General features: G+C 43.1%; 17 protein-coding genes, 7 tRNA genes and 1 pseudogene. 7 read left to right on the forward strand and 18 right to left on the reverse strand.

Going from position 1 to position 20,029, the window contains the following annotated elements; genetic code table 11:
* Positions 1-45 precede the first annotated feature (45 nt).
* Both EO98_RS00240 and EO98_RS18065 read right to left on the reverse strand, forming a co-directional pair.
* Positions 46-690, reverse strand: a pseudogene (locus tag EO98_RS00240) (hypothetical protein); the annotation flags it as partial.
* 652 nt (positions 691-1,342) lie between these two features.
* Positions 1,343-1,498 carry a hypothetical protein gene (locus EO98_RS18065; protein WP_156160964.1) on the reverse strand — a complete coding sequence of 52 codons (156 nt, stop codon included), beginning with the start codon at positions 1,496-1,498 and terminating at the stop codon, positions 1,343-1,345.
* Between the two features lie 493 nt (positions 1,499-1,991).
* On the opposite strand from EO98_RS18065, the gene EO98_RS00245 reads away from it, so the two are divergent.
* Both EO98_RS00245 and EO98_RS00250 read left to right on the forward strand, forming a co-directional pair.
* The gene (locus EO98_RS00245; protein ID WP_048141947.1) at positions 1,992-2,879 is read left to right on the forward strand and encodes a hypothetical protein; all 888 of its coding nucleotides are present in this window, start codon (positions 1,992-1,994) and stop codon (positions 2,877-2,879) included.
* Positions 2,880-3,027: 148 nt separating this feature from the next.
* Positions 3,028-3,693, forward strand: a complete 666-nt coding sequence (locus EO98_RS00250) for a DUF3795 domain-containing protein (protein WP_235283732.1) — start codon at positions 3,028-3,030, stop codon at positions 3,691-3,693.
* A gap of 396 nt (positions 3,694-4,089) precedes the next feature.
* Here the strand turns inward: EO98_RS00250 and EO98_RS18070 are convergent, their stop codons facing one another.
* From EO98_RS18070 to EO98_RS00280, 6 genes are all read right to left on the reverse strand, one after another.
* Positions 4,090-4,236 (reverse strand): hypothetical protein, encoded by a 147-nt coding sequence (locus EO98_RS18070; RefSeq protein WP_156160965.1) that lies wholly within the window; start codon positions 4,234-4,236, stop codon positions 4,090-4,092.
* Between the two features lie 137 nt (positions 4,237-4,373).
* Positions 4,374-4,458 (reverse strand) — tRNA-Leu (locus EO98_RS00260).
* Between the two features lie 203 nt (positions 4,459-4,661).
* Positions 4,662-5,570 (reverse strand): ornithine carbamoyltransferase, encoded by a 909-nt coding sequence (gene argF, locus EO98_RS00265; RefSeq protein WP_048141946.1) that lies wholly within the window; start codon positions 5,568-5,570, stop codon positions 4,662-4,664.
* 437 nt (positions 5,571-6,007) lie between these two features.
* Positions 6,008-7,309, reverse strand: a complete 1,302-nt coding sequence (gene purD / locus EO98_RS00270) for a phosphoribosylamine--glycine ligase (RefSeq protein WP_048141945.1) — start codon at positions 7,307-7,309, stop codon at positions 6,008-6,010.
* Between the two features lie 1,126 nt (positions 7,310-8,435).
* Entirely contained in the window at positions 8,436-8,999 is a 564-nt protein-coding gene (gene pyrE / locus EO98_RS00275) for an orotate phosphoribosyltransferase (RefSeq protein ID WP_048141944.1), read from the reverse strand.
* Between the two features lie 149 nt (positions 9,000-9,148).
* Complete coding sequence (locus EO98_RS00280) at positions 9,149-9,676, reverse strand: CDP-2,3-bis-(O-geranylgeranyl)-sn-glycerol synthase (RefSeq protein ID WP_048141943.1); 528 nt, start codon at positions 9,674-9,676, stop codon at positions 9,149-9,151.
* 311 nt (positions 9,677-9,987) lie between these two features.
* Here EO98_RS00280 and EO98_RS00285 point away from each other — a divergent pair, with 311 nt between their 5' ends.
* The 3 genes from EO98_RS00285 (at position 9,988) to EO98_RS00295 (ending at position 13,371) form a co-directional block, all read left to right on the forward strand.
* Entirely contained in the window at positions 9,988-11,007 is a 1,020-nt protein-coding gene (locus EO98_RS00285) for a cytochrome c-type biogenesis CcmF C-terminal domain-containing protein (protein ID WP_235283729.1), read from the forward strand.
* Between the two features lie 24 nt (positions 11,008-11,031).
* Positions 11,032-12,093 carry a cytochrome c biogenesis protein CcsA gene (gene ccsA / locus EO98_RS00290; protein WP_048141942.1) on the forward strand — a complete coding sequence of 354 codons (1,062 nt, stop codon included), beginning with the start codon at positions 11,032-11,034 and terminating at the stop codon, positions 12,091-12,093.
* An 879-nt stretch (positions 12,094-12,972) separates the two neighbouring features.
* Positions 12,973-13,371, forward strand: a complete 399-nt coding sequence (locus tag EO98_RS00295; protein WP_048126873.1) for a transcriptional regulator protein — start codon at positions 12,973-12,975, stop codon at positions 13,369-13,371.
* On the opposite strand, the gene EO98_RS00300 is transcribed toward EO98_RS00295, so the two are convergent.
* The 9 genes from EO98_RS00300 to EO98_RS00340 form a co-directional block, all read right to left on the reverse strand.
* Positions 13,355-13,543 carry a hypothetical protein gene (locus EO98_RS00300; protein ID WP_048141939.1) on the reverse strand — a complete coding sequence of 63 codons (189 nt, stop codon included), beginning with the start codon at positions 13,541-13,543 and terminating at the stop codon, positions 13,355-13,357. The genes EO98_RS00295 and EO98_RS00300 overlap by 17 nt on opposite strands.
* A gap of 442 nt (positions 13,544-13,985) precedes the next feature.
* The gene (locus EO98_RS00305; protein ID WP_048141938.1) at positions 13,986-14,198 is read right to left on the reverse strand and encodes a MoaD/ThiS family protein; all 213 of its coding nucleotides are present in this window, start codon (positions 14,196-14,198) and stop codon (positions 13,986-13,988) included.
* Positions 14,195-14,323 carry a hypothetical protein gene (locus tag EO98_RS19355; RefSeq protein WP_255350246.1) on the reverse strand — a complete coding sequence of 43 codons (129 nt, stop codon included), beginning with the start codon at positions 14,321-14,323 and terminating at the stop codon, positions 14,195-14,197. The genes EO98_RS00305 and EO98_RS19355 overlap by 4 nt, the downstream gene beginning before the upstream one ends.
* Before the next feature lie 584 nt (positions 14,324-14,907).
* Positions 14,908-14,979 (reverse strand) — tRNA-Gly (locus EO98_RS00315).
* A 12-nt stretch (positions 14,980-14,991) separates the two neighbouring features.
* Positions 14,992-15,066, reverse strand: a tRNA-Phe gene (locus EO98_RS00320).
* A 116-nt stretch (positions 15,067-15,182) separates the two neighbouring features.
* Positions 15,183-15,256, reverse strand: a tRNA-Val gene (locus tag EO98_RS00325).
* Positions 15,257-15,323: 67 nt separating this feature from the next.
* Positions 15,324-15,395 (reverse strand) — tRNA-Gly (locus tag EO98_RS00330).
* 12 nt (positions 15,396-15,407) lie between these two features.
* A tRNA-Phe gene (locus EO98_RS00335) sits at positions 15,408-15,482 on the reverse strand.
* Between the two features lie 117 nt (positions 15,483-15,599).
* A tRNA-Val gene (locus EO98_RS00340) sits at positions 15,600-15,673 on the reverse strand.
* Between the two features lie 453 nt (positions 15,674-16,126).
* On the opposite strand from EO98_RS00340, the gene EO98_RS00345 reads away from it, so the two are divergent.
* Positions 16,127-16,882 (forward strand): MBL fold metallo-hydrolase, encoded by a 756-nt coding sequence (locus tag EO98_RS00345; protein ID WP_235283833.1) that lies wholly within the window; start codon positions 16,127-16,129, stop codon positions 16,880-16,882.
* Positions 16,883-17,056: 174 nt separating this feature from the next.
* The gene (locus tag EO98_RS00350; RefSeq protein WP_048142655.1) at positions 17,057-18,373 is read left to right on the forward strand and encodes a methanogenesis marker 16 metalloprotein; all 1,317 of its coding nucleotides are present in this window, start codon (positions 17,057-17,059) and stop codon (positions 18,371-18,373) included.
* Between the two features lie 473 nt (positions 18,374-18,846).
* Here EO98_RS00350 and comE read toward each other — a convergent pair whose 3' ends face one another.
* Complete coding sequence (gene comE, locus EO98_RS00355) at positions 18,847-20,001, reverse strand: sulfopyruvate decarboxylase subunit beta (protein WP_235283839.1); 1,155 nt, start codon at positions 19,999-20,001, stop codon at positions 18,847-18,849.
* Positions 20,002-20,029 lie beyond the last annotated feature (28 nt).

The following is a 20,029-nucleotide window of genomic DNA, read 5'->3' on the forward strand; positions in this document are numbered from 1 at the left end:
ACACAGAGTAGATCGTCGGCAGCGTCAGATGTGTATAAGAGACAGTTTCTGCCATTCTTTTAAATTGTTTTCCTTTCCATAAGTCAAAATCTTGTCATACAGTGACCATACTCCAGGCTTGGTTTCCGTTGCAGGTTTATCTTCAACCTCTTCAAGGGTATATGCATCTACAAATATTCGGTGTTCAACTCCAGTGGCCTTGTCTTTCACCACAGTCATCGCCCCTATACTTGGATAGCTGTATACAACCAAATTGGTTGATTTGATTTTCCCATCCGAATATTCACTTTTGGCTATTTCGATTGATTTTTTCATGGCTTCAGCTGTTTTATAAGGTTCAGGATCAAATACAATGTCGTAGACTGAAGGTCCCAACGTTTTATCGGCACAAATGTCAATTGTACCTATTAATTTATTTTCATTATATACTGAGAACCGATAAAATAATTTTTTACCGTTTGGATCGTAAAGCTCCAATGGTTTGGGGTCAATAGATGCCCCTGTCCAGTTTTCAAAGCCTGGTGCATTGCCTGCCATAAAACTTATCATGTTTGCATTAGCATGTTTAAACGCTTCCTCAGCAGTTACAGAATATTTATCCTCTTCCTGTGCACTTGCAGCTGGTATCAGTGCCATACCAACCAGCATTACCAAAAGAAGTATGCTTATCGTAAGTTTGTTTCTACTCATTCGTCTAACTCCTAAAGTTGTTCTTCCCAAGAGGCAGCAGAATCAGGCAAGCTTAAATACACGCAAAGCTAACATTAATCATGCCTCTTAGGGCGTATTTTATGGAGTTCGGGTTATTGGGAAAGTACTTTTGAACTCCATAAACTCCTCATAGTCGACTCCTTATAACTTTTCTGACCATTCCATCGAACTATCCGTTTTTCATACTTGTTTTGAATCTGAAATTATTTCTTGACCTTTGATTGTTTGATAGTATGGAGAGAAGATGCATATATGAGGACATTACCCCAACTCATATTCAAGCGTTTGTATCAAAGAGAAATTATCACAACTTAGAGCAATATAAATCGATGCGTTGTTGAACCTTATTAATCTTGGACTGGCGTGCGATTATAGGCTTTTCTAGTTACGTACAGCCTCATGACAAAGAGATCTTGCCTACCCTCCTATGGTTCGCCATCCTCTCCGGGGCTGTAAATCACTCCACATTGTAAAGTTGACAGGCTCCGCACAAAAACAGCCTATGAACTTCATCACATTATTACATTTAGCCCCTTCTTTACTTCGTTACCCCTAGAAGGCTTGTAATTCCTTCCTTTCTTTCTTTAATGCCGTAATTTACTGTTATCCCCACTAAATTTGCCGAAAGGCATTATACCCGTGCCTCCCTGCGCATAAATTTGATTCCATTTGGTTCATCAGAGATGAAAAACTCATCGCCCTTTACCCAACCCTTAGCCTTTAAGCTCGATTTCGGAATGATGAACCAAAAAGCTCCTGTGTTGTTGTTTTGTTGGAGTTTTGCCATAATTCTGGCGAATCCTTTCAAGCATATATAGCTGAGTGGCTAGTCTGTCAATAATAGGAGATAAACTAAAAAAATCTCTTAATACGAGCATCTGCGCATTATGTACGCATACCTATTGGGTACCTTGGGATGTTTACAGGCTCATGGATTGAAAACTATACTATATACCAACACAATACCAACACAACCCACAGAACAGCCTAAAATCACCAAAAAACTTGCAAATAAGTTCAAAGAAAGCCATATACCTCTTGTGCTTCTTAAAGAAGCGTCTCTATTACAAAATCGCAACACTAATAATCTCCTAATATCATAGAGTAAGCCAGGCAATATCACCCTGTATATTTATTTATCCGGCGGAAAAGTTTTGTACTGATTAGTAGTTCAAAGTAGCATAAAAAGTATAACAATAATTGTATAAATATGCAGGAAAGCCGGCTTGAAACCTGAATACTATACTACATAATATAGACTGATAAAAGGGGCAAAAATAATGATAACATTAAACGAGGCAGAGGCAGTCGACATAGGTTTATCTTCAGTTGAGGAAAAAAATGAGAGCAAAGTTTTCCAGGCCCTGGATTCCCTTACAGGGATTGCAGAAGATTTCCTCTCTGAAAATGAAGAGGCAGATGCCGGGAGGGTTATCCTCTCAATTTCGGATATCGCACAGGCAGCTGCACAGGAAGGAATGGAACTTGTTACGATCAACTCAGTCCTTGCCCTCGGGAAACTGGCAAAAATAGCAGCAAAAAAAGGATGCTGGCTCGTTCTGAACAGGACGATGGTAGAAACAGGAAAGCTGGGGAGAACAGCAGCTTCAAGTTCGCTTGAAGCCGGTTCAAAGGTAGCTGCTACTACCATGATGGAAATCTGGAACCTTTCCTCTCCTGAGAAGAAAGATCAGGAAGAAATTGTTGCCTTTTCCCTGCTCTTAAGAGATATCGGGTCTGCTGCTGCAGTGCGGGGTATGGAAGACGCTTTGCTTAACGCAATAACCTGTCTTGGAGAGGTCGGAAAAAAGGTAGCCTCAGAAAGCCGTGAGGCTGAAACTATCAGCGCCCTTCTGCTGCTTGAGGAAATAGGTAAGCTTGCTGCAGAAAAATACTTTGATAAAGCACTGAGTTCAGTGGCCCTTTCGATTGAAGATACAGGAAAGCTTTCTTTGAAGAACAAGCTTCATGAGGCTGTACTCCAGAGCCAGTGGGCGCTTGAAACCTTAAAAGTACAGGCTGAAGAAAAAGCCCTGACCAATTCTCCTATTGTTACGGAAATGGCTCTTGAAAGCTTTAAATTCCCAGGAGTCACGGAAACTGGTGAAAAAACCGGGAAACTTCAGGAGATAAAGGAGCTGCAGAAAAAGGTTTATTCAAACCTATAACCTATATTCGGCAGGTCAACATGAGATTTTGAGTATTTTTGCTGATGGTGTTTTTCAAACATTAGGCAAATATGAAGTGGGTTTGAAACTGGTTAACATATGACCCAAATCTCACGACATATATAAACAATGAGCCGTTTTTGCAATAATGTTTAGTATCAAGGATAATGTGTTTTCCAGCAAAAACGCTATCAGTAAAAATATTGCGAAAAAAACAAGTTACCTGCCGAAAGCAGGTTATACTAAAAAGATAAGCATGCATATTAACTATCCTGAGATTGGAGTCTGTGGTCTTTCTTGTAGACTTTGCCCCATGCATAATTCCGAAGCAAAGAGCAGATGCTCAGGATGTAAGAGTCCAACCAGAATGGCTGTTGGTTGCCCATTTATCACATGTGCTGTAAAGAAAAAAGGAATTGAATTTTGTTGGAAGTGCAAAGAAAGCAATAATTGTGAAAAATGGAAGAAACACATAGAAGCAGGTAATAGACATGATTCTTTTAAATGTTATCAAACACTTGAGAAAGATATTTTGTTTATAAATAAGAATGGCATTAATGAATTTGAAAATATACAGAAGCAAAGAGAGCGTTTACTCAAAGAGATGTTAAATGGCTTTAACGAAGGTCGTTCAAAAAGCTATTATTGTATTGCTGCAACCGTTTTAGAATTTGAAGAACTTAAGGAAGCATTGACCCAATCAAAAAAAGAATCCGATGGAATTGATGATATTAAAGAAAAATCAAAGATTCTTCATTCGATTTTAGATAACATCTCTTTGAAGAAAAAATATTACTTAAAATTGAGGAAATGAACAGGCTAGTGTCGCATCAATCCTCCAGAATTTAAGGATTATGAATAGCTGTGATCGGCTATATGCGACATTTTACCGCTGACGCGATACCAGGTTATACGGGCCGTATTGAGAAAAGAAATAATTAATAAATGCCGGATAGCTTTCCAATTAATCAATGTCTGTTTATTACGGCTTTAGATTCAATTGTATCGGCCACTAGAGCAACAAATCCTACTAATTCGTTTTTCCAAAAGCATAACCCGGTTCTACTGATCATATTATCCTGATCACCTAAAGCGTCATTTATCAAAAAGTCATTCAATTCCGAACTTGCACATTTGAAAGAAAAAAGATTATAATTTTTGTCAAGGGGTACCATGGAAAGTTCAGAATCTGAAATAATAGAAGGCAAAATTAAAACCTGTTTTTCTCGTATATTCTCTTTCCACGTTTAAATAATCCTACTAATTCCCTTGATACAACCGGATTTTTCTCGTTCCTGAAGAACTCTTTTGCGTCTTCTCCTTCAAGAACCAATCCGAGTTCAATAGGTTTTGCCATTGTGTACCACCATCTTTTCTGTGATTTAGTAATCTATTATAGAGTTATATTTTTTTATTGCTGGCTTTTAAACTGTTAATGTAAAAGGAATCTTAAAAAACTAGATAAAAGCATAGAATTTATCAAAAAAAGTTTAGTGCGAGAGGTGCGATTCGAACGCACGAACTCCTACAAGACTGGACTCTGAATCCAGCGCCTTTGACCTGGCTGGGCAACTCTCGCATGATGTACTTTGTGTTGTTCAGCAGCACATAGTAGTATTCTTTGTTCTTAAACTTTTTCCTTGGATGCATTCTCGGAGAGTGAAAAATCCCTCTAACCGGGAAAATATATTTATTTTTCTGGTATTCCCTCAACAATAATAGGGAAAATATATTTATTTTTCTGGTATTCCCTCAACAATAATAGGGAAAATTGATGAAATATTATCTCATCAATTTCAGGATAAGGGCTTTCTGGGCATGCAGGCGGTTTTCTGCCTCTTCAAAGATTACAGAGTTCGGGCCGTCCATGACCTCATCCGTAATTTCAAGGCCTCTACGGGCGGGCAGGCAGTGCATCACTATTACATCCGGCTTTGCAGCCCCAAGAAGTTCGGTGTTGACCTGGAAAGAAGCAAAGTCCCTCAGGCGTTTCTCCTGTTCGGCCTCATCACCCATAGAGACCCAGACATCCGTATAGATGACGTCAGCATCTTTTGCAGCAGCTTTCGGGTCGTCTGTAATTGTGAACTTGCCTCCCAGGGCTTTTGCCTGTTCAATGAACTCGGCTTTGGGCTCATAGCCTTTCGGGCAGGCAACTACAAACTCCATTCCCATGATGGCCGAGCCGAGCAGGGCAGAGTTGCAGACATTGTTTCCGTCCCCTACCCAGGCGAATTTCAGGCCTTCTAGCCTGTGCTTGTGCTCCATAATGGTCATGAAGTCGCCCAGGATCTGGCAGGGGTGTTCCCTGTCTGAAAGCGCATTGATTACAGGTATGGTTGAATATTCGGCAAGCTTCTTCACCGTTTCATGGCTCATAACCCTTGCCATGATCCCGTGCAAGTAACCGGAAAGGGTCCTTGCTGTGTCCTCGATGGTCTCGCCTCTTCCCACCTGGATGTCCCTGGAGTTCAGGTAGAGAGAATGTCCCCCAAAATCGGTCATTGCAACCTCAAAGGAAACCCTGGTCCTTGTGGAAGATTTCTCAAAAATCATCCCAAGGCTTTTGTTCTTAAGGTACTCTGTGTTTTCTCCTGCCTTACGCTTTGCTTTCAGGTCCACGGCCGATTCAAGGAGCTCGTAGATCTCCTCCCGGGACAGGTCCGTTATAGAAAGTACATCTTTCTTCATAGTCTCAAACCCCGAATTATTTCTGGCTGAATTTAAAATTTATAAGAAGAAGCGTTAAACCCCCCGGTTTAGCCTGGGGGATATAAGCGTCAACTTCCACAAGATTCGTTTCGTTATCCTTTGACTTGATATGCATCGAAACCAATATAATATTAAGCAATGGTTACGAGAACCAAGTGGCCAATGCAATATATGTTCACCTTCAGACTCACGAGTCATGGAAAATACACCGCCTCTAGCTTGAAACCATTTAAAGCCGAAACAAGCGACGGGGCGGGACATAGTAGGGCAGGGACTGCCCGAATTAATGCCTTTGGAGATTCCGGAAGGTAGTCTATGAATTAGGAAGCCCGTTAAATCTTTAGATTTAGCGAGCAGTTCACATTATTGCATAGTACTTATTTACACGCGCTACTCCTGCATAGTGTTTTAAACAGTTAGCCTCTAATTTCTTTCATATGGTCAATTCTTCTCTGGATAAGACCGACAGTGCCTATATCTTTCCGGAAGAAAAGTTTGCCCCGAATATTTTCAAGAGCGTTCTGGGCGATTTTTTCTGCAGCCTCTATTGTTTCGGCACACCCGACGACAGCAACGGCACGGGAACCGGTAGTGTAAATTCTCCCCTCTTTTTCATACACGCTTGCATAGTAGACTGAAGCCTCTCCTATATCTCCTACAACTACTTCGCTGTCTTTTTCAGGGTTATCCGGGTAACCTGCGGGAACTGCGTACTTGCAGACTGTCGCTTTCCTGCTGAACTTTACAGGCAGGCTTTCGAGGGTTCCTTTTACCACAGCAGACATGATTTCTACAAAATCAGTCTCGATAAGAGGAATAACATTCATGGCTTCAGGGTCTCCGAACCGTGCATTGAACTCCACGACTTTGGGGCCGCTGGCCGTCAGGATAAACTGACCGTAAAGAATGCCCTGGTACCCTGTCCCTGTTTCCTCATACAACGCTGTTACGGTATGCTGCATAATCTTTTTTGCTTTCTCAAGGTCTTCGGAAAGCATGAAAGGAAGGATTTCTCCTGCATCGGTGTATGAGCCCATGCCGCCTGTATTCGGTCCGAGGTCTCCTTCATAGGCCCTCTTATGGTCCTGCACTGCAGGGAAAAAAGCAAGGTTTTTTCCGTCCACAAAAGCCTGGAGGGTAAATTCCTCCCCTATGAAACGTTCCTCAATAACCACAGACCCTTTTTCCAGAAGCTCGCTTGTATATTCCCTGGCAGCTTTGAGGTCAGGGAGCTGGTCACCCATCACCTTTACGCCTTTACCGCCTGTAAGCCCGGAGGGCTTGACTGCAACATCGCCCAGCTTTTCGATGAAAGCATGTGCAGGAACCTCATCCGTGAAAACTTCATAGGCAGGGCAGCCTTCGATTCCATATTTCTTCATGAAGTTTCTTGCCCATGCCTTATCAAACTCAATAACTGCACAGGCTTTTCTAGGACCTACAACAGGGATCCCGGCTTCCCAGAGGGCATCTGCAACTCCTGCTGCAAGCGGAGCTTCAGGACCCACAAAAGCCATCTCAATGTTCCTGGCTTTTGCATATTCAACAATTTTTACAACCTCGGTTTCCTTTTCAAGCAGGAAATCCTCACAAAGTGCGGCAATTCCGGGGTTTTTCTTTGCCATTAACGCATAAAGGCTGGGGTTATGCTTGCTTTTCTTAATTCCTTCGGCAATTGCGTGTTCCCTTCCGCCGCCGCCGATAAGCAAAATCTTCATTTTCATTCTCCTTGTTCAAAAAAAATTATTTTTTAATCTGAAATTTGTTCTTGATACCTGATGAGGAAATACAGTGAAGAAAAGGTGATGGATTATTAGGCTCGCAATACCTTTCTTTCTATTTCAAAAGCATTTTTATCTTTATAATCGATATTTTTAATCAACAATACAATAAAGGATTCCCTAATTCTCTATTTCTTCTGATAAATATCTTCTCATTGTTAAGCTTCAAATCCCGAGTTTCGCCGCTCGAATTGCGCCTCGCCCGAATTGCGCTGGGGGATCACAGTAAATCGAAAATTTTCAGAGAGTTGCACTGCAAGTGCAACAGTACGCGGTCCTTTTCGCTGCGCTCAAGAGGACTAAGAGCCTATCCGAAAAGTCAGTAATGAATGTTGAGAAGTCACAATAGGTCTATAATATCAGAGCATCCGTTCAGGTTTTGTATATTACCTAATGTAAAAGTTACAGCAGGTAACCACTTTTCGGATAGGTTTTAAGTTACAAATATTGGTGAAGTTTGTTATCATTTTGGGGGGTGAGGGGAGTCAAGAATACTCCTTCCTTTACAGGCTACCCTACAATTCTCCTTCATAATATTTTAAATCCTTCTTTTTATATTTAAAAGCTTTAAATTCCTTATTTTAAACACGTTTTGCTCAAAATATAATCCTGAGTAGTCATACTTTAATTGCATTTAGCCAAAAACAAGAGTAGACTTTCAAACGAAGATATTTCAAAAAAGATTGAACCGAGATCTTTCTTTTTTTGAAGGGACGCCAGACAAGCTGGCGAGAGCACTTTATAATTTTTGGATTGAAAAACAGTTTCCGGATAAAGGGAAGTATCTCTCGTGCAAAGCAGGGCATTTCTCTATAGCAGTCAGTTTCTCTTAATGGTATTATTATAAGGTAGGCAGTTATTTTTTCTAGCGGACGGGCCGAATGCAACTGAATGAGTTTCAGGAAAGTGATCCAGCACTTCCCTTACTTTAACAGGTAATTCCTTACTTTAACAGATCATTACTTACTTTAACAGGTTATTACTTACTTTAACAGGCCATTACTTACTTTAACAGATCATTACTTACTTTAACAGATCATTACTTACTTTAACAGGTCATTCCTTACTTTAACAGGTCACTCGCACTTACCAGAGGCACAAGTTCAGCATCTGCTTCTTTCAGCTTTTCCCTTGCTCCTTCTTCCCTGTCCACTACGGTAATTACGTATTTAACACGGGCTCCGGTCTCCCTGACTACCTCGATCGCGTCCCTGACCGAGCCTCCGCTGGTTGTTACGTCTTCGAGCATTACAAGCCTGTCTTCCGATTTAAGCTCGCCTACAAACCTGCTTTTTGTGCCGTAGTCCTTGACAGATTTCCTTACAATCAGCAGTGGAAGCTCAGTTTCGAGGGAAACCGCGGTTGCCAGAGGGACGCCTCCAAGCTCCACACCTGCAACTGTGTCCACATCCATTTCCTTTACCCTGAGGGCTGCCTGCCTGGCAATAATTTTCAGGGTTTTGGGATCGGTGCTGGCTTTCTTAATATCAATGTAATACTTGCTTTTCTTTCCCGAGGCGAGCGTGAAGTCCCCGTAGCGGACAGCTCCGCAGGCTTTCAGGGCTGCGATCAGTTCCTGTTTTTGTGTTTCGAATTCATTTCCTGTTTCTGGTTTTGATTGACTCATTATCTCACCGGTGTTTGCAGCCTTATTAGCGCGATAAATATTTTTTAAGTTTTTTCCTGTGGTTTATTCTCAGTCGTTATACGGGGTTTTTCTCATCTTTTTATGCAATATTTTCCTTACAGGACCTTCATAAATTTTCCAAGGATATTTCACCAGGGTTCTTTTTTCACACCTATAATGTATCCGATTATGTTTGTCGTAAGATGGAGCAGAGGCGTCATTATGAGGACAGTAAGCATGATTCCTGTGGTGAAATTGTTCACGAACCATTCAGGGGCTGCAAGGTATGTAAAAACCCAGGCCCCCACAACAAAGTCCAGCTGGTCTACAAGAGGCAGGGACGCTCCCCTTTTCAGGCCCATCCTGCGCTTGAAAAAGCTCTTGAACATATCTCCGAACAGGGCACCGGAGGCAAGGGCGAGAACAACTTTCAACGCGCTTGCATAGTCCGAACCAAAGCCGGGCATTTCAATTCCCATAATCTCAAAGCCATTCATACTCAGCCAGATCTCAATGCATCCTGCAAGAAACCCGCAAAATATGCCTGAAAAGAGCCCTCTATAGGTCTTTCCGTCTCCCAGAATCCTTTTCCCGTCCTTATACGTCCTGCCTCCGTCAATAGGCTTTCCGCCCCCAAAGACGGCTGCGAAGGGATTGGGAAGGTATGCAGGAATCATCAGCCAGAATGCCTTGATTATCAGCTCTATCGTAGTATCAACTCTCTAATAACTCTCTAATAACTCTCTAATTTCCGGTTCATTCTTTCCTAAGGCAGAAGTTAACTTCCTTCCATATCCTTATCCTTTTTATTTATTTGTATGACTTGTTTACAAAGTAAGCCAGATAATTATTTTCCGCTTTCCTCTCCCCGTATTCTTCAACTTTTTTTAGGTACTTTTAAATAATGTGCTTAAGTAAATATTAATTCCTATTTAATGGTATTTATTTTATAAAGTAATATTTTATATCACATTTTTCAAGGTTTTTTATGAAGCCACTCAACAATATTCTCACAGTTCGCAGCACCATGCTTGCCACGGTCTTTGTCCTGGTGCTGCTCGCAGCTCTGATAACAATGGGGCTTTTAACCCCTTTTATCTTGAGGGTCAGTACAGGAGAAGAGATCCTTCTCGATGCTGCATATTTTAACCTGCGTGCAGCCCTGCCCACCCTTGCTCTGGTCATGCTGCTGACCCTGTGTCTTCTGCTAAGAAGCGCAGGGAGAAAGGAGGCTCTTCTTGTCCTCGGGCTTGGAACTGTCGGTTCTGTGCTCTCGGTTATTTATTCCCCCTTCTCAAGCCTGCCCCTTGACCTCGCATTTCCACTCCTTGCAGCAGCCTTTTTTGCGGTTGTGTACAGGCTGCTTTCTTTGCGGGAAAAGACCCTGAAAGGGACTCTACGGGGAGCTGGCTCCCATATTATCCACCTCGGGGCAGTCCTGCTTCTGGTTGGCATCCTCTTCAGCACGAACATGAATCTTGAAGATTCTGCTGTTGTCCCCCAGGGAGGAGTGGGCACTTTTAAGTCTATGGGTTACAGCGTTCATGTTACCAACATCACATCGGGAATTGAAGGGACTCCCTACGGGGGCTATCCCGGTTCGGCTTACGTGAGTACCGTATATTTTGATGTGTACAGGTGGGGCCAGCCTTTTGACCGCGGACAGGTCAGATATATAAGTGATTTCAAGTGGGAACAGTCCTACACCGAGACCTATATTCACAGAGGGCTTCTGGAAGAACTTTTTATCGCTCCAAAATCCGTGGATACAAAAGCCCGGACCGTGGAACTTTATGTCCGGAAGGTGCCTTTCATGACCGCTCTCTGGGGTGGGTTTTATCTGATGGTACTGGGCGTCCTGATACTCTTCCTCTCGGATTCCCTCCTGAGAGAAAAAGGTGCCTCAGGAGATGATCTTCCTGGTAACCGTTCTTCTGAAAGAAGCTCTCAGGGAAATGAAACTAAAAATGATAATCGAAAGAAGCGAGTTAGTAAAAAAAATGTATGAGACGGGTGTGCAGATGGTGATCTTATGAATACTGGAATGGGGCTCATCTGGATAGCGGGAGCTTCCGGACTGCTTGCTTTTTTAACTTCCCTGTTTTCCTTCTTCAGGCAGGACCGGAAATTTATGGTCCTTTCCGAAAAGCTGGAACTTGCAGGAGGGGCGGGAATAGTGATCGCGATATTCCTGCTTGTCTACCACCTGCTTGGTGTGGACACGGAATACAGTTATGTCTTTCAGCACTCCAGCACTGACCTTGCCTGGCACTACAGGTTTTCGGCGCTCTGGGCAGGACAGGAAGGGTCATTTTTAATCTGGACAGGTTTTATCTTCATAATGCTTGCAATAACGCGTTTTACAGGCACTGGGAAAATTCTCAGGGAGACAAATCTCTTTGCCCTTATGAGATCGGTTTCACTTTTTGTAGCCTCTGTATTCCTGCTACTTCTGGCGTTGAAAAACCCTTTCTCAATGTATTATATAACAGATGCAGGAATGCCTGAAGTTACAAACTGGAACCTCTTTGCGGAGCCTTTCATTGTTTCTTACGGACAGGGCATGAACCCTCTGCTCAGGAACCTATGGATGGCTATCCACCCCCCTCTTCTGTTCCTCGGTTATGCAGCCTTCACCCTCCCGTTCTCTGCTGCAATTGCAGGCCTTGCCCTCAAGGACAACAGGTGGTCCGAACTTGCGACAGGCTGGATGCGCGTTTCCTGGCTCTTCCTTACCCTTGGGATCGGATTCGGAGCATTCTGGGCATATGAAGTGCTTGGCTGGGGTGCCTGGTACTGGACCTGGGACCCCGTAGAAACCTCTTCCCTGATTCCCTGGCTTACGGCAACAGCTTATCTGCATGCAAAGCTCAGGAGCCGGCAGGGAGAGTATGGTTTTATGCTCCCGATGCTTGCACTTGTCTCTTTTATCCTGGTCATTTTCTCAACCTTTGTCACAAGAAGCGGGCTGTGGGTATCGGTGCATTCCTGGCAGGACTTCACAACAGAAGGGATGATAATTGCTTTCTTCCTGCTTGTCCTTACAGGTTCGAGCACAGTTCTTCTTGCCAGGAAGTATTTTAGCGAGGAATAATTTTAGTGAACAAAAAACCTCTGAAGAAGTAAACCTGGAAAATAAAAAAGCCTGGAAAATAAAGCTACATGAAATTTCAGCTTTTTCCAGCCTTTCCAAGTTTTTCACCATCTTTTAGTTTTTTTCCCCAGTTTTTCCATTTAGTTCCATGTTTGCCCCGATTGAACACTTTCAAGAGAGATATCTCAGAAGTCGGAACGAATGCTGTAGATTTATCTGGTTCCTCAGATAATTGTTTGATCTGCGCTGAAATGAGAATATAAACATTTCTAAATTATCCTTGACGTTTTATTGTCAGGATATTTCCCTTTAATTTCTTGGATCAGTACAATTATAATATTTTTGTTGTGATACCCTCAGGTTTTTATCCGTATCATGGGATTATTATGCCTCTTATGTTTGATTTTTTTTCAATACCTGCTAATGTCAGGTGTGATTGAAAGTTTTTCAATTCCTTTTTAATATATACAACTTTAAATAGTATGAGTACATTATTAATTGTTGGAGATGAATAACCTTCTAATTATATACGTATATAGGTTTAATTGCTGAACCAATACGTCTCTTCCCATCAATTTCACAAAACGGTTCTCTGGCAATCGGTTATGGAAATATATTACGTTTGTTTTTGATAACTTATTGTTGGACTTAAAACGTAAACAATCCGCTAGATTGTGAAAAAACGATTTTTATTGAATTTAATATTTTAAAACGGGATAGGTTACCATATAAATATACATATGGTGTAATACTTTGAAAGTTGTTGTCAGCGTTAACAGGTAGTTATGAAAGCTACCTTTCAAGGTCTGAATAATAATTACCGTGATATTCTTTAGCTGACACATAAAATTATAAAAATTGGAATATGAAGGGGTTATCATGAAAGACTATGAAGTAAAAGTGCTGGACGAAAATGACCACATTTTTATTGAAACGTTAAGGAACCTCGGGATGTCAAGAAATGTTGCCACAACTATGGCATATCTTATGAATGTTGATGAAGCTTCATCCCGCGAAATTGAAATTAGTACCGGACTACGGCAGCCCGAAGTCAGTCTTGCGATGAGGCTGATGAAAAATCAGTCATGGGTCAACGTGCGTTCGGAAAAGAAACCCGGTAAAGGGCGCCCGATAAAGATCTATTCTCTTGCAGCTCCGGTTGATGAGATTATAAGCTATTATGAGGATAAGATCTACAAGGAATCTCAGGCAACGATCTCAGCAATTAAAAAACTGAAGGTTATGAGCAAAAAGGTGCCTCTTACTCCTTCGAAGTAAAGGATCTAAAAAAGGTTAGCTCCATAATGGCTGACAGTCCTTCCTGGAAATCACCATTATGGAAATAAAATCCTTCCCTTATTAATTCATTTAATTTTATCTCTTCCAGGTTCTGTTCCTCTTTTTGTTCGTCTTCGTTTTTCCCCTTCATTTCCCGGGGTTTCTTTTCCAATCCCCTCCCTTTCTGTCCCCTTCCTGTCCCCTTCCTCTGCCCCCTTCCTTTCTGATCCCCTTATTTTCTGATCCCCTTATTTTCTGATCCCCTTATTTTCTGATCCCCTTATTTTCTGGTTCCCTTATTTTCGGGTCTCCATCCTATCAGGCCATCTCTTCAATGTTTTTCAGAATTTTCCGGCATACTCTGGCATTTGGTGCATGATTCACCTTCAGCCTTTTTGCTGATTTTTCCCCATTTTACTCCTTTGCTCTGTCTTTTGTTCAAACCTTCCGGTCGTTTAAAATGTATATGAACAAGAAAATCTGAATGAGAAAAGCCCTGGATATAGAAGTGTCCTGGTTATTGAAGAATTCTATAGAAAAGTAACCTTTAAAATCTCTCTAAAAAGGAGAAAAATAAGTTAAAATAAAGAAGGAAACCTGCCTTAAAGAGCAGGTCAGCCACCTGTTACTACTTTAAGGATTGTTAGTCTATCGGAACTTATCGCCCCATCAAGGGGAACCGCATTCCCTCCATTTAATACAAGAACCGTTTCCTGATTTATGTCCAGCGTATCAAGCAGGTCTTCGTAGGTAGCGCTTTCAGCTACTTCTACGGTCTGTTCGGAAATATCTCCAGCTTGAATTGTTATGTGTACCTTTTTGCTCACTCTATAGATCCACCGCCGCTTACCTGAATTTCGTCTACGACTTTCTTTATTAACTTCTGCTCCAGTTCATATTCTTTTCTGACACCTTTCCGTTCTGCATTTCTTTTCTGGAACTTTCCGGTCATGTTCAAATCTCCTTACGATATTTCAGGTTTGCAACATAGTGGGTATAATCTCTCCAAGTAGACTCTGTTGTCTTTTCGAGATGTATATCCAATAATTATAATGATTTTCTGTTTTAATTAACTTTTTGGTTAACGATCCTTTTTTGATTAATTGCCCATATTTGGTTAACAAATTTTTGGTTAACATATAGTAATTTTCGAGTGTTAGGGCCGCAGTTTATCCTTGTTAGTGTAAAAAAGGGAGTGTTGACATAAAAAATAATCTCGTTCGAAATGTTGGCATAATAAGCTCCATGAATCAATTATAAAAGGAAACTTGAGAATATGTGGTCACGCGCTGAAGATATTATAGCATAATATCCGTATTTATATGGAGATTTCCAAATGATTTATACTGATAAATCCAAATGATGTAAGCTCTTTATTAATAATTAGAGGTTTGAAGAGATACGCCTGATAAAGAGCACATAAATCTATAAAAAAAGTTATATAATATGAAAATGGGCCAAGAAACCAATTAAAATCAAGAAACCAATTAAAATCAAAAAAACAATTAAAATCAAAAAAACAATTAAAATCAGTTATACACCAGTCGGGATTCGAACCCGAGTTCGAGCGTTGGCAACGCCCGGTGATGACCGCTACACTACTGATGTGCTATGTTTTTATGGTGCCCAGACCCGGATTCGAACCGGGGACAACTGCCTCTTCAGGGCAGCGCTCTCCCACTGAGCTACCTGGGCAGGTAGATCTCATTCACTACGGAATCGCTCTTTATGAATCAAGCTTTAAAAGAGATGTAGTGTTTTTGAATTTTACCTTCAGGAAAGATCTCCTGAAAATTTTAAGTATCTTTGAGTGGGCCCGCTGAGATTCGAACTCAGGACCTCCGCCATGTCAAGGCGACGTCATAACCGGCTAGACCACGAGCCCTCTAAGATGCGTGTTGTTTTTACTCCTTATAACAAGTGTACTTGAAATAAGGATTCTAAAAAAGTTATACACCAGTCGGGATTCGAACCCGAGTTCGAGCGTTGGCAACGCCCGGTGATAACCGCTACACTACTGATGTGCTATGATTTTATGGTGCCCAGACCCGGATTCGAACCGGGGACAACTGCCTCTTCAGGGCAGCGCTCTCCCACTGAGCTACCTGGGCAGGTAGATCTCATTCACCACTGAATTGCTCTTTAAGAATCAATCTTTAAAAGAGATGTAGTGCTTTTGATTTTTACCTTTCAGAAAAGATCTCCTGAAAGTTTTGAGTATCTTTGAGTGGGCCCGCTGAGATTCGAACTCAGGACCTCCGCCATGTCAAGGCGACGTCATAACCGGCTAGACCACGAGCCCTCTAAGATGCGTATTGCTTCGGTTTCTCTTACCGAAGTGCAACACCATAGTACGCATCATCATTTATATAAGTTTTGGGTGGTTCGGGGTTTTTCTACTTGAATCAACCCTCAGAAAAGCAAAAATTCTGCATTGTTTGTATCCGCTTATCCCTTATGGGTTCTAATGAGGAATATTTTTTAAGAGATTCGGTTTTCCAACCAGCATTGCAAAATTCCTAATTTTTCCTCTCGATTTATGTAATTATGTAATTATGTAATTCCGCAAATGCCATCTTCAGATCCATTTTCCACATGAAAAATATGACTCATTATATCGGATCAATGAAAACCATATATTAGATTATGGGATACATAAAAACCAACTAAAGAAAGGCTCAATATTCAAAAAGCAGCTCAATCTGCAGTTCGGATAGATACTATATTTTTGCCCCTAATCCTCGGAGAATTCGGAATGATTTCCAGCGAAAACAACCGGCTAACTCGTGAGAGGTCGAGAAGTAACAGGCCAGAACGCGATAGGCCTTATACTGTAATTAAAGTCCCAATGGGGCACTCAAACTCCTATCTGATAATTTCAGGTGGTCAGGGACTCCTTGTGGATGCAGGATGCCCGGGCAAAATAAAAAATGTCCAGACTGCCCTTGAACAAAATAATCTCATGTTTACGGATATCGTTCTGGTCATTCTTACCCACACTCATTATGATCATACAGGTTGTCTTGCCGAAATAAAAAAACGAAGTGGAGCAAAAGTTCTGGTCCATGCATCAGAAAAAGGATACCTGGAAAAGGGCATGACTCCCTTTCCAGGAGGCACCATGTGGTTCTCAAAAATCATTTCGGGAATAGGAAACGCCCTGATGGTCTCTAAATCAAAATATCAGCCCGTCAATCCCGATATAGTGGTAAGGGGTGACTATGACCTTGGAAAATACATCCCTGGTGCAAAAGTCATTTCCACCCCTGGCCATACTGCAGGCTCGATAAGCCTTGTGATCGGAGATGAAGCCGCATTCGTCGGAGACACTCTTTTCAATATCATGCCTTGGGGCGTCTTTCCCCCTTTTGCAAATGACATCCCCGAACTTCTAAAAAGCTGGAAGAGGTTGATTGCAGCGGGCTGCAGGACATTTTACCCGGGTCACGGCAAACCCATAACTCTCCAGAAACTGAAGGCTTCATACGAACAAAAAGACAACGAGAAGTGAAGATGAATTCCAAGTTAAGAATTCCAAGTTAAGAATTTCGAGTTAAGAATTTCAAGTTTATCCTTCCCTTCGAAATCGCTAATTCCAGGGTTATTCTTTCCGCAAAAGGATCTAATTCTCAGGTAATCCTTCTCCCTAAAATAGGATGAATACAATATTTCCGCTGAGGGTAACATGAACGGAGCACCGGACAATACAGATAAATGTCGGACAATCCCCGAGATCCAGGCAAAAATAGACACTGGAGAGGCTGTGGTCCTTACGGCTGAGGAAATCAGCGCAAGGGTCAAGGCAGGGGAGGAAATCAGGCTGGAAGATATTGATGTCGTAACTACCGCAACCCGAGGTATTATGAGTGGAACATATGCAGTTCTCTCTTTCAAAGTTTCCGAACCCGATTCTTTTGTACGAGCCTCCAAAGTCCTGCTGAACGGAGTGCCGGCAGTCGTTGGTCCCTGCCCGAACGAAAGGCTTGGAGTCCTGGACCTCATCGTACTCGGGACCGCCCACAGCGAGACAGATTCACGCTACGGAGGCGGGCACCTCTTACGAGAACTGGTGGAAGGACAATCCATTCCAGTGGATGTAACTACCAGTGGAGGGGACCGCTTTTCCGTTGAAACGGGACTTTCCGAGATGCCTTTTGCACGGCTTTATGCAACCAGGCATGCTTTTAAGAATTACCGGGCTTTCGTAAATCCGGGAAAAGAGCCCATTAAAACCATTTTCCATGCCCTGCCCTTTGACGGCGAGTTCAGGGAAATGACCTTCTGCGGCTGCGGCGAGTTAAACCCCATTCAAAATGACCCCAAACTAGAGACCATAGGCATAGGGACAAGAGTACTTATCAATGGAGCCGAAGGGTTCGTTACGGGTCAGGGCACCCGCAGTACCCCTGATAACCCCAATCTTGCCGGTTTTGCAGACCTGCACGACATGACCCCTGAATATATGGGAGGCTTTGCAACTTCCGCCGGCCCCGAAATCATTAACACATGGGCTGTCCCCATCCCGGTCCTTTCCCAGGGGATGCTGGAAAATATCCTTAAGCTGGACAGCCAGATCCCGCTCAAGCTGGTAGATCTTGCAGGCAGGATCCCCCTCTGCGAGATCACTTATGGGGATGTCTGGGATAACACAGACCTGAATGTAAAATACGAACCCGAAAAATGCATTGACTGCAAGGTGTGCTGTGTGGCTGAGGCATGTCCTATGGGTGCGGTAAGCAAAGGAGAAAATGGAGTTGTACACGACCCTGAACTTTGCTTTAACTGCGGGCTCTGCATCTCAAGGTGCAGAGGAGAAGCCTTCAGCGCAAACCTTGGCACTGTCAGCTGTACAACCGGAGGCTGCCTCAGAGATATCAAAGTAACCCTGCGCCAGTCGGACCGCGCCAGGGCAGTAAAAGCCGCGCAGGAACTTAAAGAACAGGTCCTTTCGGGAAAATTCAGGATCAAGGAACCTGTGGAGAAAATAAGCTGGAGAGAATAAGGCTTAAGAAAATTAAGCAGAATTAAAGCTTAAAAGCGGCGATTAGTAGTAAAGCGGCGAACTGAGGCGGTTAAAAAAATATCGGGATTTCCGCCTTTTTGCCCGCCTTTTTTGTCCCGCTCGACACAGAATAGTTGTCTTTCTTCCTCTCTTCTCTTTCAAATCTGTTTTTCTTCTTTTTTTGCAGGGCCGCCAGACAAGCTGGCGGAAGCGCGTGTATTACCCGTGAATTAAAAACCAGCCTCCGGGGTAAAGAAAAATATTCCCTCAGCCCGTGGACATTTTTTCAGCTTATTGTCCCTCTCTAATGAGATGTCGTTTTGTTGGTCGCTTTTTATCTGGCTGACGGTAGGCCCAGACCCAGTGCGGCGCAGGGAGAGAAAACTGAGAGATTCTTTTCCCCGGGGCTCTGGAATAGATTAACCAGTTAGTCAGACCCCACCAAAACTTTTCTTTTCAAGAAAACTTTCCTTTTAAAGCTTTTCTGATTCCAGCGCTTCTTTGAAGCGTCTTGTGGTTTCTTCCGGGCTCAGGGGAATGTTGGGAGCTGCCGTGTTTCCGGGCTTAAGGATCACATGGATAAAGGATGTTTGCCTGGCATTAAGAGAATCTTTGTACACGTATACGAGCTCCTCTTCCGTGTTGACCTTATGCGTGTTCTGAATTCCGCAGGCGTTTGCCAGGATTTCCAGATCAATGTAGCGGAGGGCGCAGGTTTCCTGGGAGCCTGTAGAACCGTAGGCACCGTTGTCCAGGGCTACGATGACCAGGTTTTTCGGGGCTTCCTTCCCGATTTCCAGGAGAGCGTTAGGGTTCATGAGGAGGCTTCCGTCCCCATCGAAGACCACAACCTTCCGGTCCGTGCGCAGGGCAAGGCCGAGCCCGATGGAGGAGACAAGCCCCATGGACCCGAACATGTAAAAGTTAAGGCCCCGGTCTCTGGCAGCGTAGAGTTCCTTGCAGGGGACTCCGAGGTTTGTTACGGTGATTTCTCCGTCCAGTTCGGCTGCCACGGCAGAGATTGCATCGTTCCGGATCATGCGGGGTTCAAGGACTTTCTGGGTCAGGCGGAATTTGCAGATCCTTTCTTTCTTCGGCAGCTCCGGGGAATTCCGGGCTTCCCAGGCACAGCAGTCCGAAGCTTCCCACACTTTAGGAGAAACCAGAGCTATGTGGGGCCTGGAGTTTTCAAAGGCATCTTTGATCACATTTTCAAGGAGAGGGAGCTTTTCAGCTTCGTCAATTATCGTGTATTTCAGCCCTGCCCCTTCCAGAATACCGGGCAAGTGGGTTCCCAGGGGGACCTGCGCTTCTATGGCTTCTTTGTAAACGCCGCGCCAGCTTGTCAGGATAGGCAGGGGTATTTTACATGTTACGTTCAGGGACTCAAGGACATTGATCATATTCCCGAGCCCTGTGCTCTGGATAAGCATCATGGGCTTTCCCCCTGCAAGGTAGGCCCCGGCACAGATCCCAACCCCGCTTTCTTCTCTGGTCAATTTGATCTCGGGAAAGTTTTCCGAAACCAGGGGAAGCAAATTTTTGATCCTGTCACAGGGAAGCGTTGCAGCAAGGTCAATACCTGTTTTTTTCATGATTGCTATTACTTCTTCTTCCGGGTTTACCACGTAAATACCTCTTAAGCTTATTTTCTCT

Source organism: Methanosarcina sp. 2.H.T.1A.6 (genome assembly GCF_000979455.1).
GTDB lineage: Archaea > Halobacteriota > Methanosarcinia > Methanosarcinales > Methanosarcinaceae > Methanosarcina.

Bases quoted from the DNA above. Each gene is read 5' to 3' on its own strand.
- EO98_RS18065 (WP_156160964.1), bottom strand. From the start codon at position 1,498: ATGGCAAAACTCCAACAAAACAACAACACAGGAGCTTTTTGGTTCATC.
- EO98_RS00245 (WP_048141947.1), top strand. From the start codon at position 1,992: ATGATAACATTAAACGAGGCAGAGGCAGTCGACATAGGTTTATCTTCA.
- EO98_RS00250 (WP_235283732.1), top strand. From the start codon at position 3,028: ATGTTTAGTATCAAGGATAATGTGTTTTCCAGCAAAAACGCTATCAGT.
- EO98_RS18070 (WP_156160965.1), bottom strand. From the start codon at position 4,236: ATGGCAAAACCTATTGAACTCGGATTGGTTCTTGAAGGAGAAGACGCA.
- argF (WP_048141946.1), bottom strand. From the start codon at position 5,570: ATGAAGAAAGATGTACTTTCTATAACGGACCTGTCCCGGGAGGAGATC.
- purD (WP_048141945.1), bottom strand. From the start codon at position 7,309: ATGAAGATTTTGCTTATCGGCGGCGGCGGAAGGGAACACGCAATTGCC.
- pyrE (WP_048141944.1), bottom strand. From the start codon at position 8,999: ATGAGTCAATCAAAACCAGAAACAGGAAATGAATTCGAAACACAAAAA.
- EO98_RS00280 (WP_048141943.1), bottom strand. From the start codon at position 9,676: ATGATTCCTGCATACCTTCCCAATCCCTTCGCAGCCGTCTTTGGGGGC.
- EO98_RS00285 (WP_235283729.1), top strand. From the start codon at position 9,988: ATGAAGCCACTCAACAATATTCTCACAGTTCGCAGCACCATGCTTGCC.
- ccsA (WP_048141942.1), top strand. From the start codon at position 11,032: ATGAATACTGGAATGGGGCTCATCTGGATAGCGGGAGCTTCCGGACTG.
- EO98_RS00295 (WP_048126873.1), top strand. From the start codon at position 12,973: ATGAAAGACTATGAAGTAAAAGTGCTGGACGAAAATGACCACATTTTT.
- EO98_RS19355 (WP_255350246.1), bottom strand. From the start codon at position 14,323: ATGACCGGAAAGTTCCAGAAAAGAAATGCAGAACGGAAAGGTGTCAGA.
- EO98_RS00345 (WP_235283833.1), top strand. From the start codon at position 16,127: ATGATTTCCAGCGAAAACAACCGGCTAACTCGTGAGAGGTCGAGAAGT.
- EO98_RS00350 (WP_048142655.1), top strand. From the start codon at position 17,057: ATGAACGGAGCACCGGACAATACAGATAAATGTCGGACAATCCCCGAG.